This is a genomic window from Mycobacterium paraseoulense, assembly GCF_010731655.1.
In the GTDB taxonomy this organism is placed as follows: Bacteria; Actinomycetota; Actinomycetes; order Mycobacteriales; family Mycobacteriaceae; genus Mycobacterium; species Mycobacterium paraseoulense.
Map to the genome: position 1 here is coordinate 2,323,175 of NZ_AP022619.1, position 17,123 is coordinate 2,340,297.

The following is a 17,123-nucleotide window of genomic DNA, read 5'->3' on the forward strand; positions in this document are numbered from 1 at the left end:
CTAGGGAGCGCCGTTCACCCCGATGTAGGTGGCCAAATCGCAGGTGAGCCGGGTCACTTCCCCAGCCGGTCGACCTGGAGCGTCACACCGGAGGCGGGGAACCTGGCCAGCAGGGCGTCGCCCATCGCGGCCGCGGGGGTCAGGACGCCGTGCAGGTTGGGCAGCTGGTCGCGGTCCAGCGCGAGCGCAAGGCCGCACTCCCCCAACAGCACCGAGGTCGCCTTGTAGCCGGGGTCTCCGCGCTGCTCCATGCGCGCCACGTATCGGGCGCCGGTGGTCGTGGTGGTGTAGGTCTCGATCTTGTAGTAGCCGCGCTCGCGCGCCGCCGCGCTGGGGCCGGCCCCGGGTTTGGGGACGATGCGCTCCACCAGCCGGCGCGGCAGCAGCCGGAAATAGCGGCTGCCCAGTCCGAAGGTGGCGTTGGCGACCCCGCCCACCGCGGCCGACGCCAGCGGCGCCAGCGGCGACGAGCCCAGGCTCATGCTTTCGGTGTAGCGGAACTGGCGGCCATACGCCCAGTCCAGTAATGCGTTACTGCGCCGCACGATACGGGTGTTGTAGGGCGCCATCACGAACCCCGACGTCCACAGGCCGGTCAGTTCCGGCGCGATCTGGCGACCACGGCGCCACGGCAGGTCGGGCTGGCGCCCGAGTTCCGGTTCGACGCTGCGGTCGGTGCTCAGCGTGTACGGGTCGGCGAGTTGGCGGCGCGCGTCGGCATCGCGGGACGCCGTGTCCAGCACTTCCAACATCGAGGCGACGGTGCCGCCGGATACTCCGCCCGAGAAGGACCGGACCACCAGGTCGGTGTCGGCGAGTTCTCCGGCGCCGTCGTCCCGCGCCGCCCGGTACAGCGCATAGACGCTGAGGTCCGAAGGGACGGAATCGAATCCGCAGGCGTGCACGATGCGGGCGCCGGTGTCGGCGGCCTGCTTGTGGTACAGGTCGATGCTCTCGCGGACAAACATGGCCTCGCCGGTCAGGTCGGCGTAGTCGGTGCCCGCGGCCGCGCACGCGGCCACCAGCGGCAGCCCATAGCGCGTATAGGGGCCGACCGTGGTGATGACGACCTGGGTGCGGGCCGCCATCTCGTTCAGCGTCGACGGCGACGAGGCGTCGGCGGCGACGAGCGGCCAGGACTGTGCGGACTCGCCCAGTGTGTCGCGAACGGCCCGCAGTCGCTCGGTCGATCGGCCGGCCAGCGCGACCCGGGCCCCTGGCGCGGACCGGGCCAGGTAGTCGGCGGTCAACTTCCCGACGAAGCCGGTCGCCCCGTACAACACGATGTCGAATTCGCGCGGCGTTGCGGTCACGGGCCCGACGCTACCCGACCCGCAGATAAGTAGTGCCGGGCCCAAAGCCCGGCACTACTTATCACTGCGTTTACTGCGTTAGAGATCGTCAGCCGCGACGACCGCACACGGGCCACGCGCCGATGCCCTGCGAGTGCAGCACGTTCTCGGCCACCCGGATCTGCTCCTCGCGGCTCGCGCCGGCGGGGGAACCCGTCCCGCCGTTGGCGCGCCAGGTGCTCGGGGTGAACTGCAGGCCGCCCGAGAACCCGTTACCGGTGCTGATCGACCAGTTGCCACCCGACTCGCACTGGGCGATGGCGTCCCAGTTCACGCTGTACGCCTTGACCGGCGGGGGCGGCGGGACATCCGGGCCCGGAGGCGGCGGCACGTTGGGGTCAAAGCCCGCGGGTGCCGGCGGCGGGGCGTTCGGCGCCGGGGGCGGCGGGGGTGCGTCCGGCGCCGGCGGGGCGTCCGGGGCCGGCGGCGGGGGTGCGTCCGGGGCCGGGGGCGGCGGAGGCGCATCCGGCGCCCCGGCGGGCGCCATGTTCGGGTCGAAACCCGTCGGTTCCGCGTTGGCGGCGGCCGACGGGATGGTCACGAGGGTGCCCGTGACCGCGGCGAGAACGAGCGTCTTACGGACGTTCTTCAATATCTTTCCTTTCGCGGTGCGCGCGCGCCAAAGCAAGCCCACGGGGGTGGGCTGACGGTGTTTGGTTGATGCGGAAAACCTGCTTTGGAACGTGCCGACTTCCGGCACGACAGCGGTGGGCTCGAGTCGCCCGGCGGGCTGCTGCCCGCCGGCCGCGAACGGGCTTGCGCCGTCCGCAGCCCCGCTCACACGCGGGTCCGTGATTCTGTTTTCAGTTACTCTTTCGTAACCCGTTGCGGGCTAACACGGACCGTACGAGACCCGGCCGCGTTCGTCATCTTCAGAAAACGGACATCTCGTTTCGGTAACGGGGTGATCACGGCGCAATCGCGTCGTCATTTTTCCAGGTCAGCGCGGCAATTCCGGAAGGTACCCAACAATCGCGATCGCTTTCAAATCGTGAGCCGAATCACGCCCATTTTGTGAACTGGCGCACGTATTTGCGGCATGCGTTGGCGCCGGATTCAACCCACCCGACTCCGGGTCGGCGTCGCGAAGCGGCGTAGCTTACAACAGTTTCCGCATCTCCGCACATATGCCACGCACGATCACACGGACGAATTGTGTTGTGCTGCTGACTAACTTGCGTTGTTCGAATAGTGAAGCGCGTGAGCGGGCGGACCACCAGCCGTCACCGGCACGTGTTTTCAAACTCATTGGATAGCAACATTTTTCGTAGCGTCAGGCCGCCATGGTGACGGGCCGTGACTCGCCTCGAAAGCCCGACGCCCTGGCCCATCCTGACTGGCTCCCGTTCGGCCAGGATTTGCTCTGTGGCACTGTCATTCCGCCCCGGCGCCGAGCGCGGCCCCGTGCCACCGTCTACAAAAGGACGGCGATCAATCGATCCGAAATCCGTGGCTCGTCAACAGATCACGATCCACCGCGGGATTTATCCACTCACTAGCCACGTCTCCGCGGCACCCATTCTTGAATCGAGAAGATAAATCGGCTCATGTCGAATAACCTTGCTAAATTCTCGCGACCCGGAGCCGCCGATGACACCGATCATCGGCGCGGGTCCAACCGCGACCGCTGGCGCGGGGTGACGTCAGCTGCGCGGCTGCGCGAGGGCGCGCAGCTCGGCGTCGGTGTTGACGTTGGTCAGCGACCGAGAATCCGACGTCACGATCCGCTGGGCATCCGACGCGTCCACCAAAGCACGCATCTTGCGCCCGCCGGCGGCCACCAGGGCGTCGACACGGTCGGCCAGGTCGGTCCGGTACACCGCGGCAAGGTAGTGGTCCTGACCATCCCACGGCAGCACCACCTCGGCGCCGGTCTCCAGCGCCCGGCGGGCGAGATCGTCGATGAGATCTACTGCCAGGAAAGGCATGTCGACGGCACAGACGAAGGCGAGCCGGGCGCCGGCCTCGGCGGCCGCGCGCAGCGCCCGGCCCGTCGCCGGCAGCGGCCCCAGCCCGCGCAGTTCGTCGCGCATGACCCGGGCCTGCAATTCGGGCAACGGCTGGCCCTGAGCGGCCATGACGAGGACGGGGTCGCAACGCTGCCGGAGGACGCCGACGACGTGCTCGACCATGGTCGCCGCTTCGGAGCCGGCCGACGCGGGAACGGGGAGACTGGCCTTATCGCGGCCCATCCGTTGCGATGCGCCCCCGGCGAGCACCACCCCGGCCAGTGAACCTGGTTCTGACACGGCCTCGCCCACGTCAGTCGACGGTCCAGGTGTCACGCCCGCGCAGCAGCGACTGCAGGGCGGCCTCGTCGAACGGCTTCGAGGCCCGCGCGGCCTGCACCTGCGAGCGTGCGGCGTCGTCGTAGGTGGGCCTGCTGACGTCCCGGAAGATGCCCAGCACCGTGTGATCGAGGTTCTGGTCGGAGAGCCGGGACAGCGCGAAGGCGTAGGCCGAGTCGTCGGTGTGGGCATCGTGCACCATGATCTCGTCCACGGCCACGTCGGCGCTCTTGGCGAATTCGAGGCCGAAGCCGGACTTCACCACGCAGTACTCACCGTCGGCGCCGAAGGTGATCGGCTCGCCGTGACGGATGTTGATCACCCGCTCCTCGGCGCCCTCCTTGCGTAGCACGTCGAACGAACCGTCGTTGAAAATCGGGCAGTCCTGCAGGATTTCGACCAACGCGGCACCGCGGTGCTCTGCGGCCGCCCGCAGCACCTCGGTCAGTCCGTTGCGGTCGGAGTCGAGGGCGCGGCCGACGAACGTCGCCTCGGCGCCCAGCGCCAGTGATACCGGGTTGAACGGGTGGTCCAGCGAACCCATGGGCGTCGACTTGGTGACCTTGCCGACCTCCGACGTGGGCGAGTATTGGCCCTTCGTCAGCCCGTAGATCCTGTTGTTGAACAGCAGGATCGTGATGTTGACGTTGCGCCGCAGCGCGTGGATCAGGTGGTTACCGCCGATCGACAACGCGTCGCCGTCGCCCGTGACCACCCACACCGACAGGTCCTCACGGGCCAGCGCCAGGCCGGTCGCGATCGCGGGCGCGCGGCCGTGGATCGAGTGAAACCCGTAGGTCTCCAGGTAATACGGGAACCGGCTCGAGCAACCGATGCCGCTGATGAACACGATGTTCTCGCGCCGCAGCCCCAGCTCCGGCAGGAAGTTGCGGATGGTGTTGAGAATGACGTAGTCACCACACCCGGGACACCAACGGACCTCCTGGTCACTGGTGAAGTCCTTGCCCTTTTGCGGCTGATCGGTGGTGGGCACGCCGTCGTTCTTCTTCAGCCTCGGGGTCAGCCCGAGGTCCGCGCCCGCCAAATTTCCCACCAGGTCGGTCATTCGATAGCTCCCGCTCCAACCGTTGCTGCCGCCATTCTGGCGACCATCGTCTTGTCCTGTTCGATTTCGGAGAGCGTGCCGCCGACCGCGGCGCGGATAAGGCGCCCGATCTCGTCCGCGAGGAACGCGACACCCTGGACCTTGGTGACCGACTGCACGTCGACCAGGTACTTGCCGCGAAGCAACAGGGACAGCTGGCCGAGGTTCATCTCCGGACAGACCACCATCGGGTAGCGCCGCAACACGTCGCCCAGGTTCGCCGGGAACGGGTTGAGATAGCGCAGATGGGCGTGCGCGACCTTGACGCCCTTGCGCCGCGCACGCCGGCAGGCTTCACCGATCGGGCCGTAGGAGCTGCCCCAGCCGATCAGCAGCAGCTCGGCGTCTCCGCTCGGATCGTCGACCTCGAGATCGGGCACCGAGATCCCGTCGATCTTGGCCTGGCGCAACCGAACCATCAGGTCGTGGTTGACCGGCTCGTAGGAGATGGCGCCCGAACCGTTCGCGGCTTCCAGGCCACCGATGCGGTGCTCCAGGCCCGGGGTGCCGGGGATGGCGAACTGCCGGGCCAGCGTCTCCGGGTCGCGGTTGTACGGCTGGAACGGCTCATCGGGCTTGGCGAAGGTGTGCTTGATCGGCTGCAGCGTGCTGACGTCCGGAATGCGCCACGGCTCAGAGCCATTGGCGATCGCGCCGTCGGACAAGACGATCACCGGGGTGTGATACGACACCGCGATGCGCACCGCCTCGAGTGCCGTCGCAAAGCAGTCGGACGGCGAGCGTGGCGCCAGCACCGCGACCGGCGACTCCCCGTTGCGGCCGTAAAGCGCCTGCAGCAGGTCGGCCTGCTCGGTCTTGGTCGGAAGGCCCGTCGAGGGCCCGCCGCGCTGCACATCGATGACCAGCAGCGGCAATTCGGTCATCACCGCCAGGCCCAACGCTTCGGACTTCAGCGAAATCCCCGGGCCCGACGTGCTCGTGACGCCGAGCGCCCCTCCGTACGAGGCACCGATGGCGGCGCAGATGCCGCCGATCTCGTCCTCGGCCTGGAAGGTGATCACGTTGAAGTTCTTGTGCTTGGACAGCTCGTGCAAGATGTCGGACGCCGGGGTGATCGGGTAGCTGCCGAGCACCACCGGAATGTTGGCCAGCTGACCGGCCGCGACGATGCCGTAGGCCATCGCGGTGTTGCCGGAGATCTGCCGGTACTCGCCGGATGGCAACGTCGCCCGCGAGACCTCATAGGTGGTGCCGAACGCCTCGGTGGTCTCGCCGTAGTTCCAGCCCGCCTTGAGGGCCAAGACGTTTGCCTCGGCGATGTCGGGCTTGCGGGCGAACTTCTCCCGGATGAACTTCTCGCTGGTCTCGATCGGGCGGCCGTACATCCAAGACAGCAGGCCGAGGGCGAACATGTTCTTGGCGCGCTGGCCGTCCTTCTTCGACGCACCGATCGCCTCGACCGCGCCCAGCGTCAGCGTGGTCATGGCGACGGAATGCACGACGTAGTCGGACAACTCGTCGGACTCGAGCGGGTTCGTGACGTAACCCACCTTGGTCAGGTTGCGCTTGGTGAACTCGTCGGAGTTGGCGATCACCATGCCACCGCGCGGCAGGTCACCGAGGTTGGCCTTGAGCGCCGCCGGGTTCATCGCTACCAGCACGTCGGGGCGGTCACCGGCGGTCAAGATGTCGTAGTCGGCGATCTGGATCTGGAAGGACGAGACGCCGGGCAGGGTTCCTGCCGGAGCCCGGATCTCGGCGGGGTAGTTCGGCTGGGTCGCCAGGTCGTTACCGAAAAGCGCTGCCTCGGACGTGAACCGGTCGCCGGTCAGCTGCATCCCGTCGCCGGAGTCCCCGGCGAATCGTATGACGACTTGCTCCAAACGCTGACGGCCGGACCCGCCACCGGAACGGGACCCATTCGAGCCGTTCTGAGAATCAGACCCGGCTCCGCTGCCGTTCGGATCCACGTATCCGCCTTCCATTAGTTATCCGGATAGGCACCTCGCTGGAGCTTTAGGGTACGCGCCGTTGAAGCGCCTACCGCGCCCTCGAGCTTGTGTGTCACTGGTAGTACCAATTATGGCACTCAATTCGGGCGAGAATGTGCGTCTCTAAAGCCTTGCATACAGCGGTTTTACGCCTAAAGCCGATGTCAACGCGCAGACGGTGGTGCGGGCCGTTCAAAACTGTGGTATTGGTCACTTTTCGCCGGGACGTCCAATTCCTTCGGTGCCGTTTCCGGCATCGCGATCAGGTAGAGGCAAAAGCCCGCGCCGGCGAGCGCTCCCAGGAAGGCGAAGGCGGCGTGGTAGCCGGCCGCCACCACGATCCCACCCGCCACGAGGTTCGACACCGAGGCGCCTATCCCCGTCGCGGCCGTCACGGCGCCCAGGCTCACGTTGAACCGGCCGCTGCCGTGCGTCACGTCCTGCACCACGAGCGGGAACAGCGCACCGAACACGCCGGCCCCCACGCCGTCCAGCAGCTGCACGCCGACCAGCCAATACGGGTTCCCGGACAGGGTGTAGAGAAATCCGCGGGCCGCCAAGACCGCGAACCCCACCAGAAAGATCGGCTTTCTTCCCCACGAATCGGCCTTGGCTCCGGCCAGGTAGGCGACCGGCACCATGACCACCTGCGCGGCCACGATGCAGCCGGCCATTAGCGCGGTTCCGACGTCCTTGTTGTGCAGGGCCAGCAGCTGGCCCACGAGCGGCAGCATGGCCGCGTTGGCGAAGTGGAAGGCGATGACCGTCGCGGCGAAGATCATCAGCCTGCGGTTGTGCAGCAGCACGGCCATCCGGGAGGGCGTCTCGTGCGGCCCTCCCGGCGTGTGGTCCATGCCCCGCGCCACGTCATGGTCGATCGCGTTGCCCGGAATCCCAAGGGTCGCAAGCACACTGGCGGCCGCCATGACGGCGAGCACCCAGAACACCACCACCGGCCCGAGGAAGTAGGCCAGTCCTCCGGTGATGGCGGCGGCCGACGCATTGCCCGCGTGGTTGAACGACTCGTTGCGTCCGATCCGCCGGGAGAATAACCGCGGCCCGACGACGCCCAGCGTGATCGCGGCCAGAGCCGGGGCGAAGACCGAGCCGGCGATGCCGGTGAGCGCCTGCAGTACCGAGATCGAGTACAGGCCGGTGAATACCGGCATCGCCAACGAACCGGCGGTGATGGTCAACGCGCCGCCGATGATCAACGCCCGTTTGGCCGTGCTTCGGTCCACCAGCGCGCCGGCCGGTGCCTGCGCGACGATCGCCCCAATCCCCCCGACCGCCATGACGAACCCAATCGACGCCTGATCCCAGTGGTGGGCCAATAACAGGTAGATCGACAGGTAGGGGCCCAGCCCGTCGCGGACGTCGGCCAGCAGAAAGTTCAGCAGATCCAGCGCGCGCGTCAGCCGGCGCGGGATGGGGCTGGGGAGCTCGGCGGCGGCCGACATGGGCATCTAGTACCCAAATGCGCGGCCGCTCGACCGGGGTTAGGCGCTCTTGTCGCGGCGCTCGGTGCGGGACGGCTTGCGCGGCACGATCGTCGGCAGCACGTTGTCCTGCACGGTCTCCTTGGTCACCACGACCTTGGCGACGTCGTCGCGGCTCGGGATGTCATACATCACCGGCAGCAGGACCTCTTCCATGATGGCGCGCAGACCGCGGGCACCCGTGCCGCGGTGGATGGCCTGATCGGCGATCGCCTCCAGCGCGTCGTCACTGAACTCCAGCTCGACGCCGTCCATCTCGAACAGCCGGGTGTACTGCTTGACCAACGCGTTCTTGGGCTCCGACAGGATCTTGACCAACGACTCCCGGTCCAGGTTCGTCACCGAGGCGATCACCGGCAATCGCCCGATGAACTCGGGAATCAGGCCGAACTTGATCAGGTCCTCGGGCATGACCTCGGCGAAGTGGTCGGTGGTGTCGATCTCGGCCTTGGAGCGCACCTCGGCGCCGAAGCCCAGGCCCCGCTTGCCGACGCGCTCGTAGATGATCTTCTCCAGGCCGGCGAACGCCCCCGCGACGATGAACAGCACGTTGGTGGTGTCGATCTGGATGAACTCCTGGTGCGGGTGCTTGCGGCCGCCCTGCGGGGGCACCGACGCCTGGGTGCCCTCGAGTATTTTCAGCAGGGCCTGCTGAACGCCCTCGCCGGAGACGTCGCGGGTGATCGAGGGGTTCTCGCTCTTGCGGGCGATCTTGTCGACCTCGTCGATGTAGATGATGCCGGTTTCGGCGCGCTTGACGTCGTAGTCGGCGGCCTGGATCAGCTTGAGCAGAATGTTCTCGACGTCCTCACCGACGTACCCGGCTTCGGTCAGCGCGGTGGCGTCGGCGATGGCGAACGGCACGTTGAGCATCTTGGCGAGCGTCTGGGCCAGGTAGGTCTTGCCACAGCCGGTGGGCCCGAGCATCAGGATGTTGGACTTGGTCAGCTCGACGGGCTCGTGCCGGGAGTCACGGCCCTTCTCCCCCGCCTGAATTCGCTTGTAGTGGTTGTAGACCGCGACGGCCAGCGTCCGCTTCGCGGTGTCCTGGCCAATGACGTAGCCCTCCAAGAACTCCCGGATCTCAACCGGCTTGGGCAGCTCGTCGAGTTTGACGTCGTCGGCGTCGGCGAGCTCCTCTTCGATGATCTCGTTGCAGAGATCGATGCATTCATCGCAGATGTACACACCGGGACCAGCAATGAGCTTCTTGACCTGCTTTTGGCTCTTCCCGCAGAACGAGCACTTCAGCAGGTCACCGCCGTCTCCGATGCGCGCCATGTTGCTGAGGGCCTACTTCCTTTTCGCCGTTCGTCTAGCTGTGCCGCATGTATCCCCCGACGCTACCCGCTAGATCGGGCCCGACGCGACCATTAGGGCCGAATCGCGTCGGTGGTATTCATGCATGTTCGTCTTGATGAAACATATAGCCAGACGGCGCCCCTCACTCGCGAAAGGCGCGCTTTGCGTGTCTTTGGCGTGTCGCGGTCGTGACCCAACCGAGGCTGGTGCGCCGACCGATCCCCACTTTCGCTGGCAATACCGACCCCGACGAACCATGGGCGGATCCCCACGAAATCACCCTACAGTGGCCGGGTGGAATTGGCTCTGATCAGCGAGTCGGTCCTGATCAGCGACGGCGGTCTGGCCACCGAGCTGCAAGCCCGCGGTCACGACCTCTCCGACCCGTTGTGGTCGGCGCGGCTGCTGACGGACGACCCGCACGAGATCGTCGCCGTGCACGCCGCCTACTTCCGCGCCGGTGCCGCCATCGCGACGACGGCGAGTTACCAGGCATCGTTCGACGGCTTCGCCGCCCGCGGGATAGGCCGAGACGAAGCCGCCGCGTTGCTGCGGCGCAGCGTCGAACTCGCGAAGACCGCGCGTGAACACGTGGGCACCGGTGGGCTCGTCGCCGCCTCGGTCGGCCCGTACGGCGCGGCCCTGGCCGACGGATCCGAATACCGCGGGCGTTACGGCCTTTCCGTGGCGGCCCTGCGGCGATGGCACCGACCCCGGCTGGAGATCCTGGCCGAAGCCGGCGCCGACGTGCTCGCGTGCGAGACCGTGCCCGATGTCGACGAGGCCGAGGCGCTGGTCGATCTGGTTGGTGCGGTCGGCGTGCCGGCCTGGCTCAGCTACACCATCGACGGTGCCGGGACCCGGGCCGGGCAACCGCTGGCCGAGGCGTTCGCCGTCGCGGCCGGGGTGCGCGAGATCGTCGCGATCGGCGTCAATTGCTGTGCGCCCGAGGACGTGCTGCCCGCGATCGAGATCGCCTCGGCCACGGGCAAGCCGGTGATCGTCTACCCGAACAGCGGCGAGCGTTGGGACGGCCGGGGCTGGGCGGGGCCGCGCACGTTTTCCGCGCGCCTCGCCACGCAATGGGTGGCCGCCGGGGCGCGCATCGTCGGTGGCTGCTGCCGGGTGGGCCCGGCCGATATCGCCGACGTTCGGCGAGCGTGCACTGGGCGCGAAAAATCAGGCGGGGCTTCGCCGTGAGCGCACATTCGGCGCGAAACTGCGGACGTCAGGCGGTCTGCGCGGAGAGCTTCCGGTACTCCAGGACGGTGTCGATGATCCCGTAGTCCTTGGCCTCTTCCGCGGTCAGGATCTTGTCCCGGTCGGTGTCCTTGCGGATCGTCGCGGCGTCCTTGCCGGTGTGGCGGGCCAGGGTCGTCTCCATCAGCGTGCGCATCCGCTCGATCTCGGCGGCCTGGATTTCCAGGTCGGAGAACTGGCCCTGGATCACGCCCTGAAGCGACGGCTGGTGGATCAGCACCCGGGCGTTGGGCAGCGCCATCCGCTTGCCGGGAGTTCCGGCGGCCAGCAAGACCGCCGCGGCCGAGGCGGCCTGGCCCAGGCACACCGTCTGGATGTCGGCGCGCACGTACTGCATGGTGTCGTAAATCGCCATCAGCGAGGTGAATCCGCCGCCCGGCGAGTTGATGTACATGGTGATGTCGCGGTCGGGGTCCAGCGACTCGAGCACCAACAGCTGCGCCATGATGTCGTTCGCCGAAGCGTCGTCGACCTGGACGCCGAGGAAGATGATGCGTTCCTCGAACAGCTTGTTGTACGGATTGGACTCCTTGACACCGAAGCTGGAGTGCTCGATGAACGACGGCAAAATGTAGCGCGCCTGGGGCTGGGTTTCAGGGTTCACTGGGCTTCTCCGTTGGTGATGTGGGCGGCGCGGGTGATGATGTGGTCGACGAAGCCGTATTCCAGGGCCTCCTGGGCGGTGAACCAGCGGTCGCGGTCGGAGTCGGCCTCGATGCGTTCGATCGACTGCCCGGTGAACTCGGCGTTGAGCCGGAACATCTCCTTCTTGATGACGTGGAACTGCTCGGCCTGGATGGCGATGTCGGCCGCGCTGCCCGTCACCCCGCCCAGCGGTTGATGCATCAGGATGCGCGCGTGCGGCAACGCGTAGCGCTTGCCCTTGGTGCCCGCCGCGAGCAGGAACTCACCCATGGAGGCGGCCATGCCCATCGCGTAGGTGGCGATGTCGCAGGGCGCCAGCACCATGGTGTCGTAGATCGCCATGCCGGCGCTGATCGATCCGCCCGGGGAGTTGATGTAGAGCGAGATGTCCTTCTCGGTGTCCTCGGCGGCGAGCAGCAGGATCTGCGCGCACAGCCGGTTGGCGACCTCGTCGTTCACCTCCGAACCCAGGAAGATGATGCGCTCGGAGAGCAAGCGCTCATAGACCGAGTCCGTGAGGTTGAGCCCCTGCGAGGGCGAACGCATATCAGACACGACTGGGTTACCTGCTTTCTCGAGTTCTTCTATGCACCGACACTAACCAACCGAGCCCGCTGTTTCGCGGCCACGCTCCCCCTCAATTGGGCGCTTTCGCTCACAGCGTCACGACCGGTCACTCCGCTTCGTCGTCGGAGCCTTCGGCTTCCGCCGTCTCGTCGGCGTCTTCGGACTCCGCGGTCTCGTCGACGCCGGAACGCTTGCCGAAGAACTCACTGGTGTCGATCGCGTTCCCGGCGCTGTCGGTCACCGTGGCCGCCCGCACCACCTCGGCGATGGCCAGCCCGCGCCGCACGTCGGCGAACATCGCCGGCAGCTGGTTGTTCTCCTGCAGGTAGCCGAGCAGCTGCTGCGGCTCGATGCCGTATTGGCGCGACGTCGCAACCAGCCGCTCGGTCAGGTCGTCCTGGCCGACCTGGACCTCCAGCTCGTCGGCCAGTGCGTCCAGCAGCAGCTGCCTCTTGACGTCCGTCTCGGCGGCGGTGCGCGTCTCGGTCTCGAACTCTTCGCGCGTCTTGCCCTGCCCGGCGAGCGCCGATTCGAGCTTGGCTTCGTCGTGGTCGAGGCTGTGCAGCGCGTTGTGCAGGGTGCTGTCGACCTGGGCCTTGACGATCGCCTCCGGCAGGGGCACGTCGACCTGTTCGAGGAGGGCGTCCAGCGCGGCGTTACGTATCTGGTCGGCCTGCTGAGCGCGCTTGACCTGCCCCACCTGGTCCCGCAGGTTGGACCGCAACTCGTCGATGGTGTCGAACTCGCTCGCCAGCTGGGCAAACTCGTCGTCGGGCTCGGGGAGCTCGCGTTGCTTGATCGACTTGACGGTGACCGTCACCTGCGCGTCCTGACCGGCATGGTCGCCCGCGGCCAGCTGCGCGGTGAACTCGCGGGACTCGTCGACGGACAAACCGACCAGGGCGTCGTCGAGGCCCGCGATCAGACGGCCCGAGCCGACCTCGTGGGACAACCCCTGCGCGGCCGCCCCCGGCACCTCTTCGCCGTCGATGGTGGCCGACAGGTCGATCGACACGAAGTCGCCGGTGGCCACGGGCCGGTCGACCCCGGTCAGGGTGCCGAACCGGGCGCGTAAGGACTGCAGTTCGGCCTCGACGTCTTCGTCGCTGACCTCGACGGGCTCCACCGTGACCTTCAGCGCGGCCAGGTCGGGAAGCTCGATCTTGGGCCGGACGTCGACCTCGGCGGTGAACGCCAGCTCCTGGCCGTACTCCTTCTTGGTGACCTCGATTTCGGGCTGACCGAGCGGCTGGACTTCGGATTCGACGACCGCCTGCCCGTACCGCGCGGGCAGTGCCTCGTTGACGACCTGGTCGAGCAGCGCCTCCCGGCCGAACCGGGCCTCCAGCAACTTCGCCGGCGCCTTGCCGGGCCGGAAACCGGGGAGCCGCACCTGCTTGGCCAGCTCCCGATAGGCCCGCTGGAAATCGGGCTCGAGTTCGGAGAACGGCACCTCCACGTTGATGCGGACCCGGGTGGGGCTCAACTGCTCGACAGTGCTCTTCACGGGGGGTGCTCCTCGGTGTCGTTCCTGGCGTTCGGTGGGCCGCGCGCATGCGGCACGGGGTGGTGCTGGTCGGGGTGACAGGATTTGAACCTGCGGCCTTCCGCTCCCAAAGCGGATGCGCTACCAAGCTGCGCTACACCCCGCGCTGACCTCGATGATCCTAAGGCCCCTCGAGTCCGGGTCGGCCACAGGCTTCGCGGCAACCTCGCCAACCCTCACGGAGCGATCACAAGACCGCGTCGATTAGATTTGATCTTGGTCGACAGCTACAGTCACGCTCGACCAGAACATGCGGGCGTAGCTCAATGGTAGAGCCCTAGTCTTCCAAACTAGCTACGCGGGTTCGATTCCCGTCGCCCGCTCGGGTGAGGATCTGCTCCACAGAGAGGCGCCATGAGCGACCTAGAAACGGATGCGCCGATCCATGGCTCGTGCGCGCCGGACTTCGCCGCGGTGCGCGACGCGTTTGAGCGCAACTTTACGCGCGGCGATGAAGTCGGCGCGGCCGTGGCGGTGTGGGTGGACGGGACCCTGGTCGTCAACCTCTGGGGTGGTTGGGCCGACGCCGCCCGCACCCGGGCCTGGCAGCAGGACACCCTGACCACGGTGTTGTCCGGAACCAAGGGCCTGTCGGCCACCTGTGTCCACCAGCTGGCCGACCGCGGCGAGCTGGACCTGCAGGCCCCGGTGGCCCGTTACTGGCCCGAGTTCGGGCAGGCCGGCAAACGGGACATCACGCTGGCGATGGTGATGAGCCACCGGTCCGGCGTGATCGGCCCCCGCACCCGGTTGCGCTGGGAGGACGTCGCCGACTGGGACTTCGTCTGCGAACAGCTGGCCGCCGCCGAACCCTATTGGGAGCCGGGCACCGCCCAGGGCTACCACATGACCACCTTCGGCTTCATCGTCGGCGAGGTCTTCCGCCGCGTCACGGGCCGGACGATCGGCCAATACCTGCGCACCGAGATCGCCGAACCGCTCGGCGCCGACGTCCACATCGGGCTGGCCCTGGCCGAACAACGCCGCTGTGCCGACCGGGTGAACAAGCCGCACGCCCGCGACCTGCTGGCCGACGCGCAAGCCCCCGCCGATCCGGCGAGCCTGGCCGAGCATCCCAAGGCGGGGCTGTCGATCTCGATGGGTTTCGCCCCCGACGACGAACTGGGCTCGCACGACCTGGCGCTGTGGCGCGAACTCGAATTCCCCGGCACCAACGGACAGGTGTCGGCCCTGGGGTTGGCGACCTTCTACAACGCGCTAGCCCAGGAGAAAGTGCTCAGCCGCGAGCACATGGACCTGGTGCGGGAGTGCCAGGGCGGGTTGGAGACGGACTTGGTACTGGGACCACGGGTCGCCGACCACGGCTGGGGTTTGGGCTACATGCTCAACCAGCGGTGCGTCAACGGGCCGAACCCGCGGATCTTCGGCCACGGCGGCCTGGGCGGCTCCTTCGGGTTCGTCGATCTCGAACACCGGATCGGCTACGCGTACGTGGCGAACCGGTTCGACGCCACGAAGGCCAACGCGGACCCGCGCAGCCTCGCCCTCAGCAACGAGGTCTATGCGGCGCTCGGCGTCATCTAGGTTCCGTTGAAAAGGCGGGCCGTCATTTCTGGCAGGTGGGACACCAGAACACGTTTCGCCCCTCCAGCACAGTCGTGCGGATGGAGTCTCCGCAGACCCGGCAGGCCTCGCCGGCGCGCCGGTACACGTACGTCCGCGGCCGCCCGGCCCGGTACGACGGCGGGCCGTGGTCGTGCTCGGGCCGCACCACGATGATGTTGCCGCGGCGCAAGCCGACCTTCATCAGCGCCACCAGGTCGACCCACGCCGCGTCGAACTCCGACTGGCCGACGTCGCGGCCGGGACGGAACGGGTCGATGCTGTGGCGGTACAGCAGCTCGTTGCGATAGACGTTGCCGACGCCGGCGACGACGGTCTGATCCATCAACAGTGCACCGATTGGCCTGCGGGACTTGCTGATTCGATTCCACGCCCAGGACGGATCGGCGTCGTTGCGCAATGGGTCGGGGCCGAGCTTGGCCAGTACGTCGGACACCTGGGCCTCGTCGATGACCTCGCACACCGTCGGCCCGCGTAAGTCGGTGCCGTAGTCGGTGCCGACCATGCGCATCCGCACCTGCCCGACCGGCTCGGGCAGAACGGTGCCCTCGCGTGGCCATTCGGTGAAGGCACCGTAGAGACCCAGGTGCACGTGCACGATCGGGCCGCCTCGCGAGGGCTCGTAGTGGTGGAACAGGTGCTTGCCCCAGACGCTGGTACGGCGCAACACCCGGCCGTCCACCAGCGCCGCATCGGCGAAGCGGCCCTGCGGGCTCGACACCGCCACGGGCGCACCACCGAACCGGCGCTGGTGCAGCCGGGCCAGCCGGTGCAGGGTATGCCCTTCGGGCATTGAGGCCTCAGCCCTGTGCGCCGGGTACCGGCGGCGCCTGGTGGGTGCGTTCGTACTCGGCGAGGATGTCGATACGCCGTTGGTGGCGTTCGGCTTTCGACCACTGCGCGGTCAGGAACGCGTCCACGATGGCCAGCGCCTCCGCGACGGTGTGCATGCGACCGCCGATCCCGATCAACTGGGCGTTGTTGTGTTCGCGGGCCAGCGTCGCCGTCTCCACGCTCCACGCCAGCGCGCACCGGGCTCCAGGCACCTTGTTGGCCGCGATCTGCTCGCCGTTGCCCGACCCTCCCAGCACGATGCCGAGGCTGTCGGGGTCGCCCACCGTGCGAGTGGCGGCGGCGATGCAGAAGGCCGGGTAGTCATCCTCGGCGTCGTACGTGTAAGCACCGCAATCGATCGGCTCGTGCCCGGATGCTTTGAGGTGCTCCATGATCTGCTGCTTGAGCTCGAATCCGGCGTGGTCAGAGCCGAGGTAGACGCGCATGCCCGTCATCCTTACACAGAGGCGCGCCGCCGCCCGACCGGTCTAGTCGAACTGTGGCGGCTCGGTGCGGGTCCGCTTGAGTTCGAAGAAGTGCGGGTAAGACGCAAAGGTCACCGAGGCGTCCCAGAGCTTGCCGGCCTCCTCGCCCCGCGGGATCTTGGAGATCACCGGCCCGAAGAACGCCACACCGTTGACGTGGATGGTCGGCGTGCCGACGTCGTCGCCGACGGCGTCCATCCCGGCGTGATGGCTCTTGCGCAGGGCGTCGTCGTAGGCCTCGCTGGTCGCGGCCTCGGCGAGCTCGGCCGGGAGGCCGGCGTCGGCCAGCGACAACTTGATGACCTCTTCGAGGTTCTTGTTGTCCTCGTTGTGAATCCGGGTGCCCATCGCGGTGTAGAGCGGGTCGAGGACCGCGGCCCCGTGGGCCTGCTCGGCGGCGATCGCCACCCGCACCGGTCCCCACGCGTGCTTCATCATCTCGCGATACTTGTCGGGCAGGCCTTCACGGTTCTCGTTGAGGATCGCGAGGCTCATGACGTGGAAGTGCACCTCGATGTCGCGGACCTTCTCCACCTCGAGGATCCAGCGCGACGTGATCCAACACCACGGGCACAGCGGATCGAACCAGAAGTCGGCTTGGTCTTTCCCGGCAGCCTTGTCAGGCATAGCGCAGTCCTCTCGTCGGTCAACACACCTTTTTGCACAACCGTAGGCGCCGCGCTCCTGTTCCCGCAGTGCCGCGG

15 protein-coding genes and 2 tRNA genes are annotated in these 17,123 nt (G+C 67.5%); 3 read left to right on the forward strand and 14 right to left on the reverse strand.

The features are described from left to right. Positions 1-53: 53 nt before the first annotated feature. The 7 genes from G6N51_RS10650 to clpX form a co-directional block, all read right to left on the reverse strand. A complete protein-coding gene (locus G6N51_RS10650) occupies positions 54-1,313 on the reverse strand; it encodes a saccharopine dehydrogenase family protein (protein ID WP_083168718.1) in 1,260 nt (419 codons plus the stop codon). Between the two features lie 88 nt (positions 1,314-1,401). Next, entirely contained in the window at positions 1,402-1,944 is a 543-nt protein-coding gene (locus tag G6N51_RS10655) for a transglycosylase family protein (RefSeq protein ID WP_163750895.1), read from the reverse strand. Between the two features lie 1,051 nt (positions 1,945-2,995). Then, the gene (gene mobA, locus G6N51_RS10660; RefSeq protein WP_142275194.1) at positions 2,996-3,613 is read right to left on the reverse strand and encodes a molybdenum cofactor guanylyltransferase; all 618 of its coding nucleotides are present in this window, start codon (positions 3,611-3,613) and stop codon (positions 2,996-2,998) included. A gap of 1 nt (position 3,614) precedes the next feature. Beyond that, positions 3,615-4,706, reverse strand: a complete 1,092-nt coding sequence (locus tag G6N51_RS10665) for a 2-oxoacid:ferredoxin oxidoreductase subunit beta (RefSeq protein WP_083174940.1) — start codon at positions 4,704-4,706, stop codon at positions 3,615-3,617. After that, positions 4,703-6,676 (reverse strand): 2-oxoacid:acceptor oxidoreductase subunit alpha, encoded by a 1,974-nt coding sequence (locus G6N51_RS10670; RefSeq protein WP_142275197.1) that lies wholly within the window; start codon positions 6,674-6,676, stop codon positions 4,703-4,705. The genes G6N51_RS10665 and G6N51_RS10670 overlap by 4 nt, the downstream gene beginning before the upstream one ends. Before the next feature lie 185 nt (positions 6,677-6,861). Beyond that, complete coding sequence (locus G6N51_RS10675; RefSeq protein ID WP_142275198.1) at positions 6,862-8,157, reverse strand: MFS transporter; 1,296 nt, start codon at positions 8,155-8,157, stop codon at positions 6,862-6,864. A gap of 39 nt (positions 8,158-8,196) precedes the next feature. Further along, positions 8,197-9,477 (reverse strand): ATP-dependent Clp protease ATP-binding subunit ClpX, encoded by a 1,281-nt coding sequence (gene clpX / locus G6N51_RS10680; protein ID WP_083174949.1) that lies wholly within the window; start codon positions 9,475-9,477, stop codon positions 8,197-8,199. Positions 9,478-9,798: 321 nt separating this feature from the next. Between clpX and mmuM the strand changes: the two genes are divergently transcribed. Then, entirely contained in the window at positions 9,799-10,698 is a 900-nt protein-coding gene (gene mmuM / locus G6N51_RS10685) for a homocysteine S-methyltransferase (protein ID WP_163750896.1), read from the forward strand. Between the two features lie 28 nt (positions 10,699-10,726). Here the strand turns inward: mmuM and clpP2 are convergent, their stop codons facing one another. The 4 genes from clpP2 to G6N51_RS10705 all read right to left on the reverse strand — a co-directional run bounded on the left by clpP2 (position 10,727) and on the right by G6N51_RS10705 (position 13,620). After that, the gene (gene clpP2 / locus G6N51_RS10690) at positions 10,727-11,362 is read right to left on the reverse strand and encodes an ATP-dependent CLP protease proteolytic subunit ClpP2 (protein ID WP_067898946.1); all 636 of its coding nucleotides are present in this window, start codon (positions 11,360-11,362) and stop codon (positions 10,727-10,729) included. Continuing rightward, positions 11,359-11,949 (reverse strand): ATP-dependent CLP protease proteolytic subunit ClpP1, encoded by a 591-nt coding sequence (gene clpP1, locus G6N51_RS10695; protein ID WP_083174955.1) that lies wholly within the window; start codon positions 11,947-11,949, stop codon positions 11,359-11,361. Before clpP1 ends, clpP2 begins: the two co-directional genes overlap by 4 nt. A gap of 127 nt (positions 11,950-12,076) precedes the next feature. Beyond that, entirely contained in the window at positions 12,077-13,477 is a 1,401-nt protein-coding gene (gene tig / locus G6N51_RS10700) for a trigger factor (protein ID WP_083174961.1), read from the reverse strand. Between the two features lie 66 nt (positions 13,478-13,543). Further along, positions 13,544-13,620 (reverse strand) — tRNA-Pro (locus G6N51_RS10705). A 148-nt stretch (positions 13,621-13,768) separates the two neighbouring features. Between G6N51_RS10705 and G6N51_RS10710 the strand changes: the two genes are divergently transcribed. Then, a tRNA-Gly gene (locus G6N51_RS10710) sits at positions 13,769-13,839 on the forward strand. A gap of 31 nt (positions 13,840-13,870) precedes the next feature. Then, the gene (locus tag G6N51_RS10715) at positions 13,871-15,061 is read left to right on the forward strand and encodes a serine hydrolase domain-containing protein (RefSeq protein ID WP_083174964.1); all 1,191 of its coding nucleotides are present in this window, start codon (positions 13,871-13,873) and stop codon (positions 15,059-15,061) included. A gap of 22 nt (positions 15,062-15,083) precedes the next feature. Here G6N51_RS10715 and G6N51_RS10720 read toward each other — a convergent pair whose 3' ends face one another. From G6N51_RS10720 to G6N51_RS10730, 3 genes are read right to left on the reverse strand one after another with little or no spacing between them, the layout of a single operon-like run. Then, a complete protein-coding gene (locus G6N51_RS10720; protein ID WP_083174967.1) occupies positions 15,084-15,893 on the reverse strand; it encodes an Fpg/Nei family DNA glycosylase in 810 nt (269 codons plus the stop codon). Positions 15,894-15,900: 7 nt separating this feature from the next. After that, complete coding sequence (locus G6N51_RS10725) at positions 15,901-16,380, reverse strand: ribose-5-phosphate isomerase (RefSeq protein WP_083175022.1); 480 nt, start codon at positions 16,378-16,380, stop codon at positions 15,901-15,903. 42 nt (positions 16,381-16,422) lie between these two features. Then, complete coding sequence (locus G6N51_RS10730) at positions 16,423-17,046, reverse strand: Rv2466c family mycothiol-dependent reductase (RefSeq protein ID WP_083174970.1); 624 nt, start codon at positions 17,044-17,046, stop codon at positions 16,423-16,425. Between the last annotated feature and the right edge of the window lie 77 nt (positions 17,047-17,123).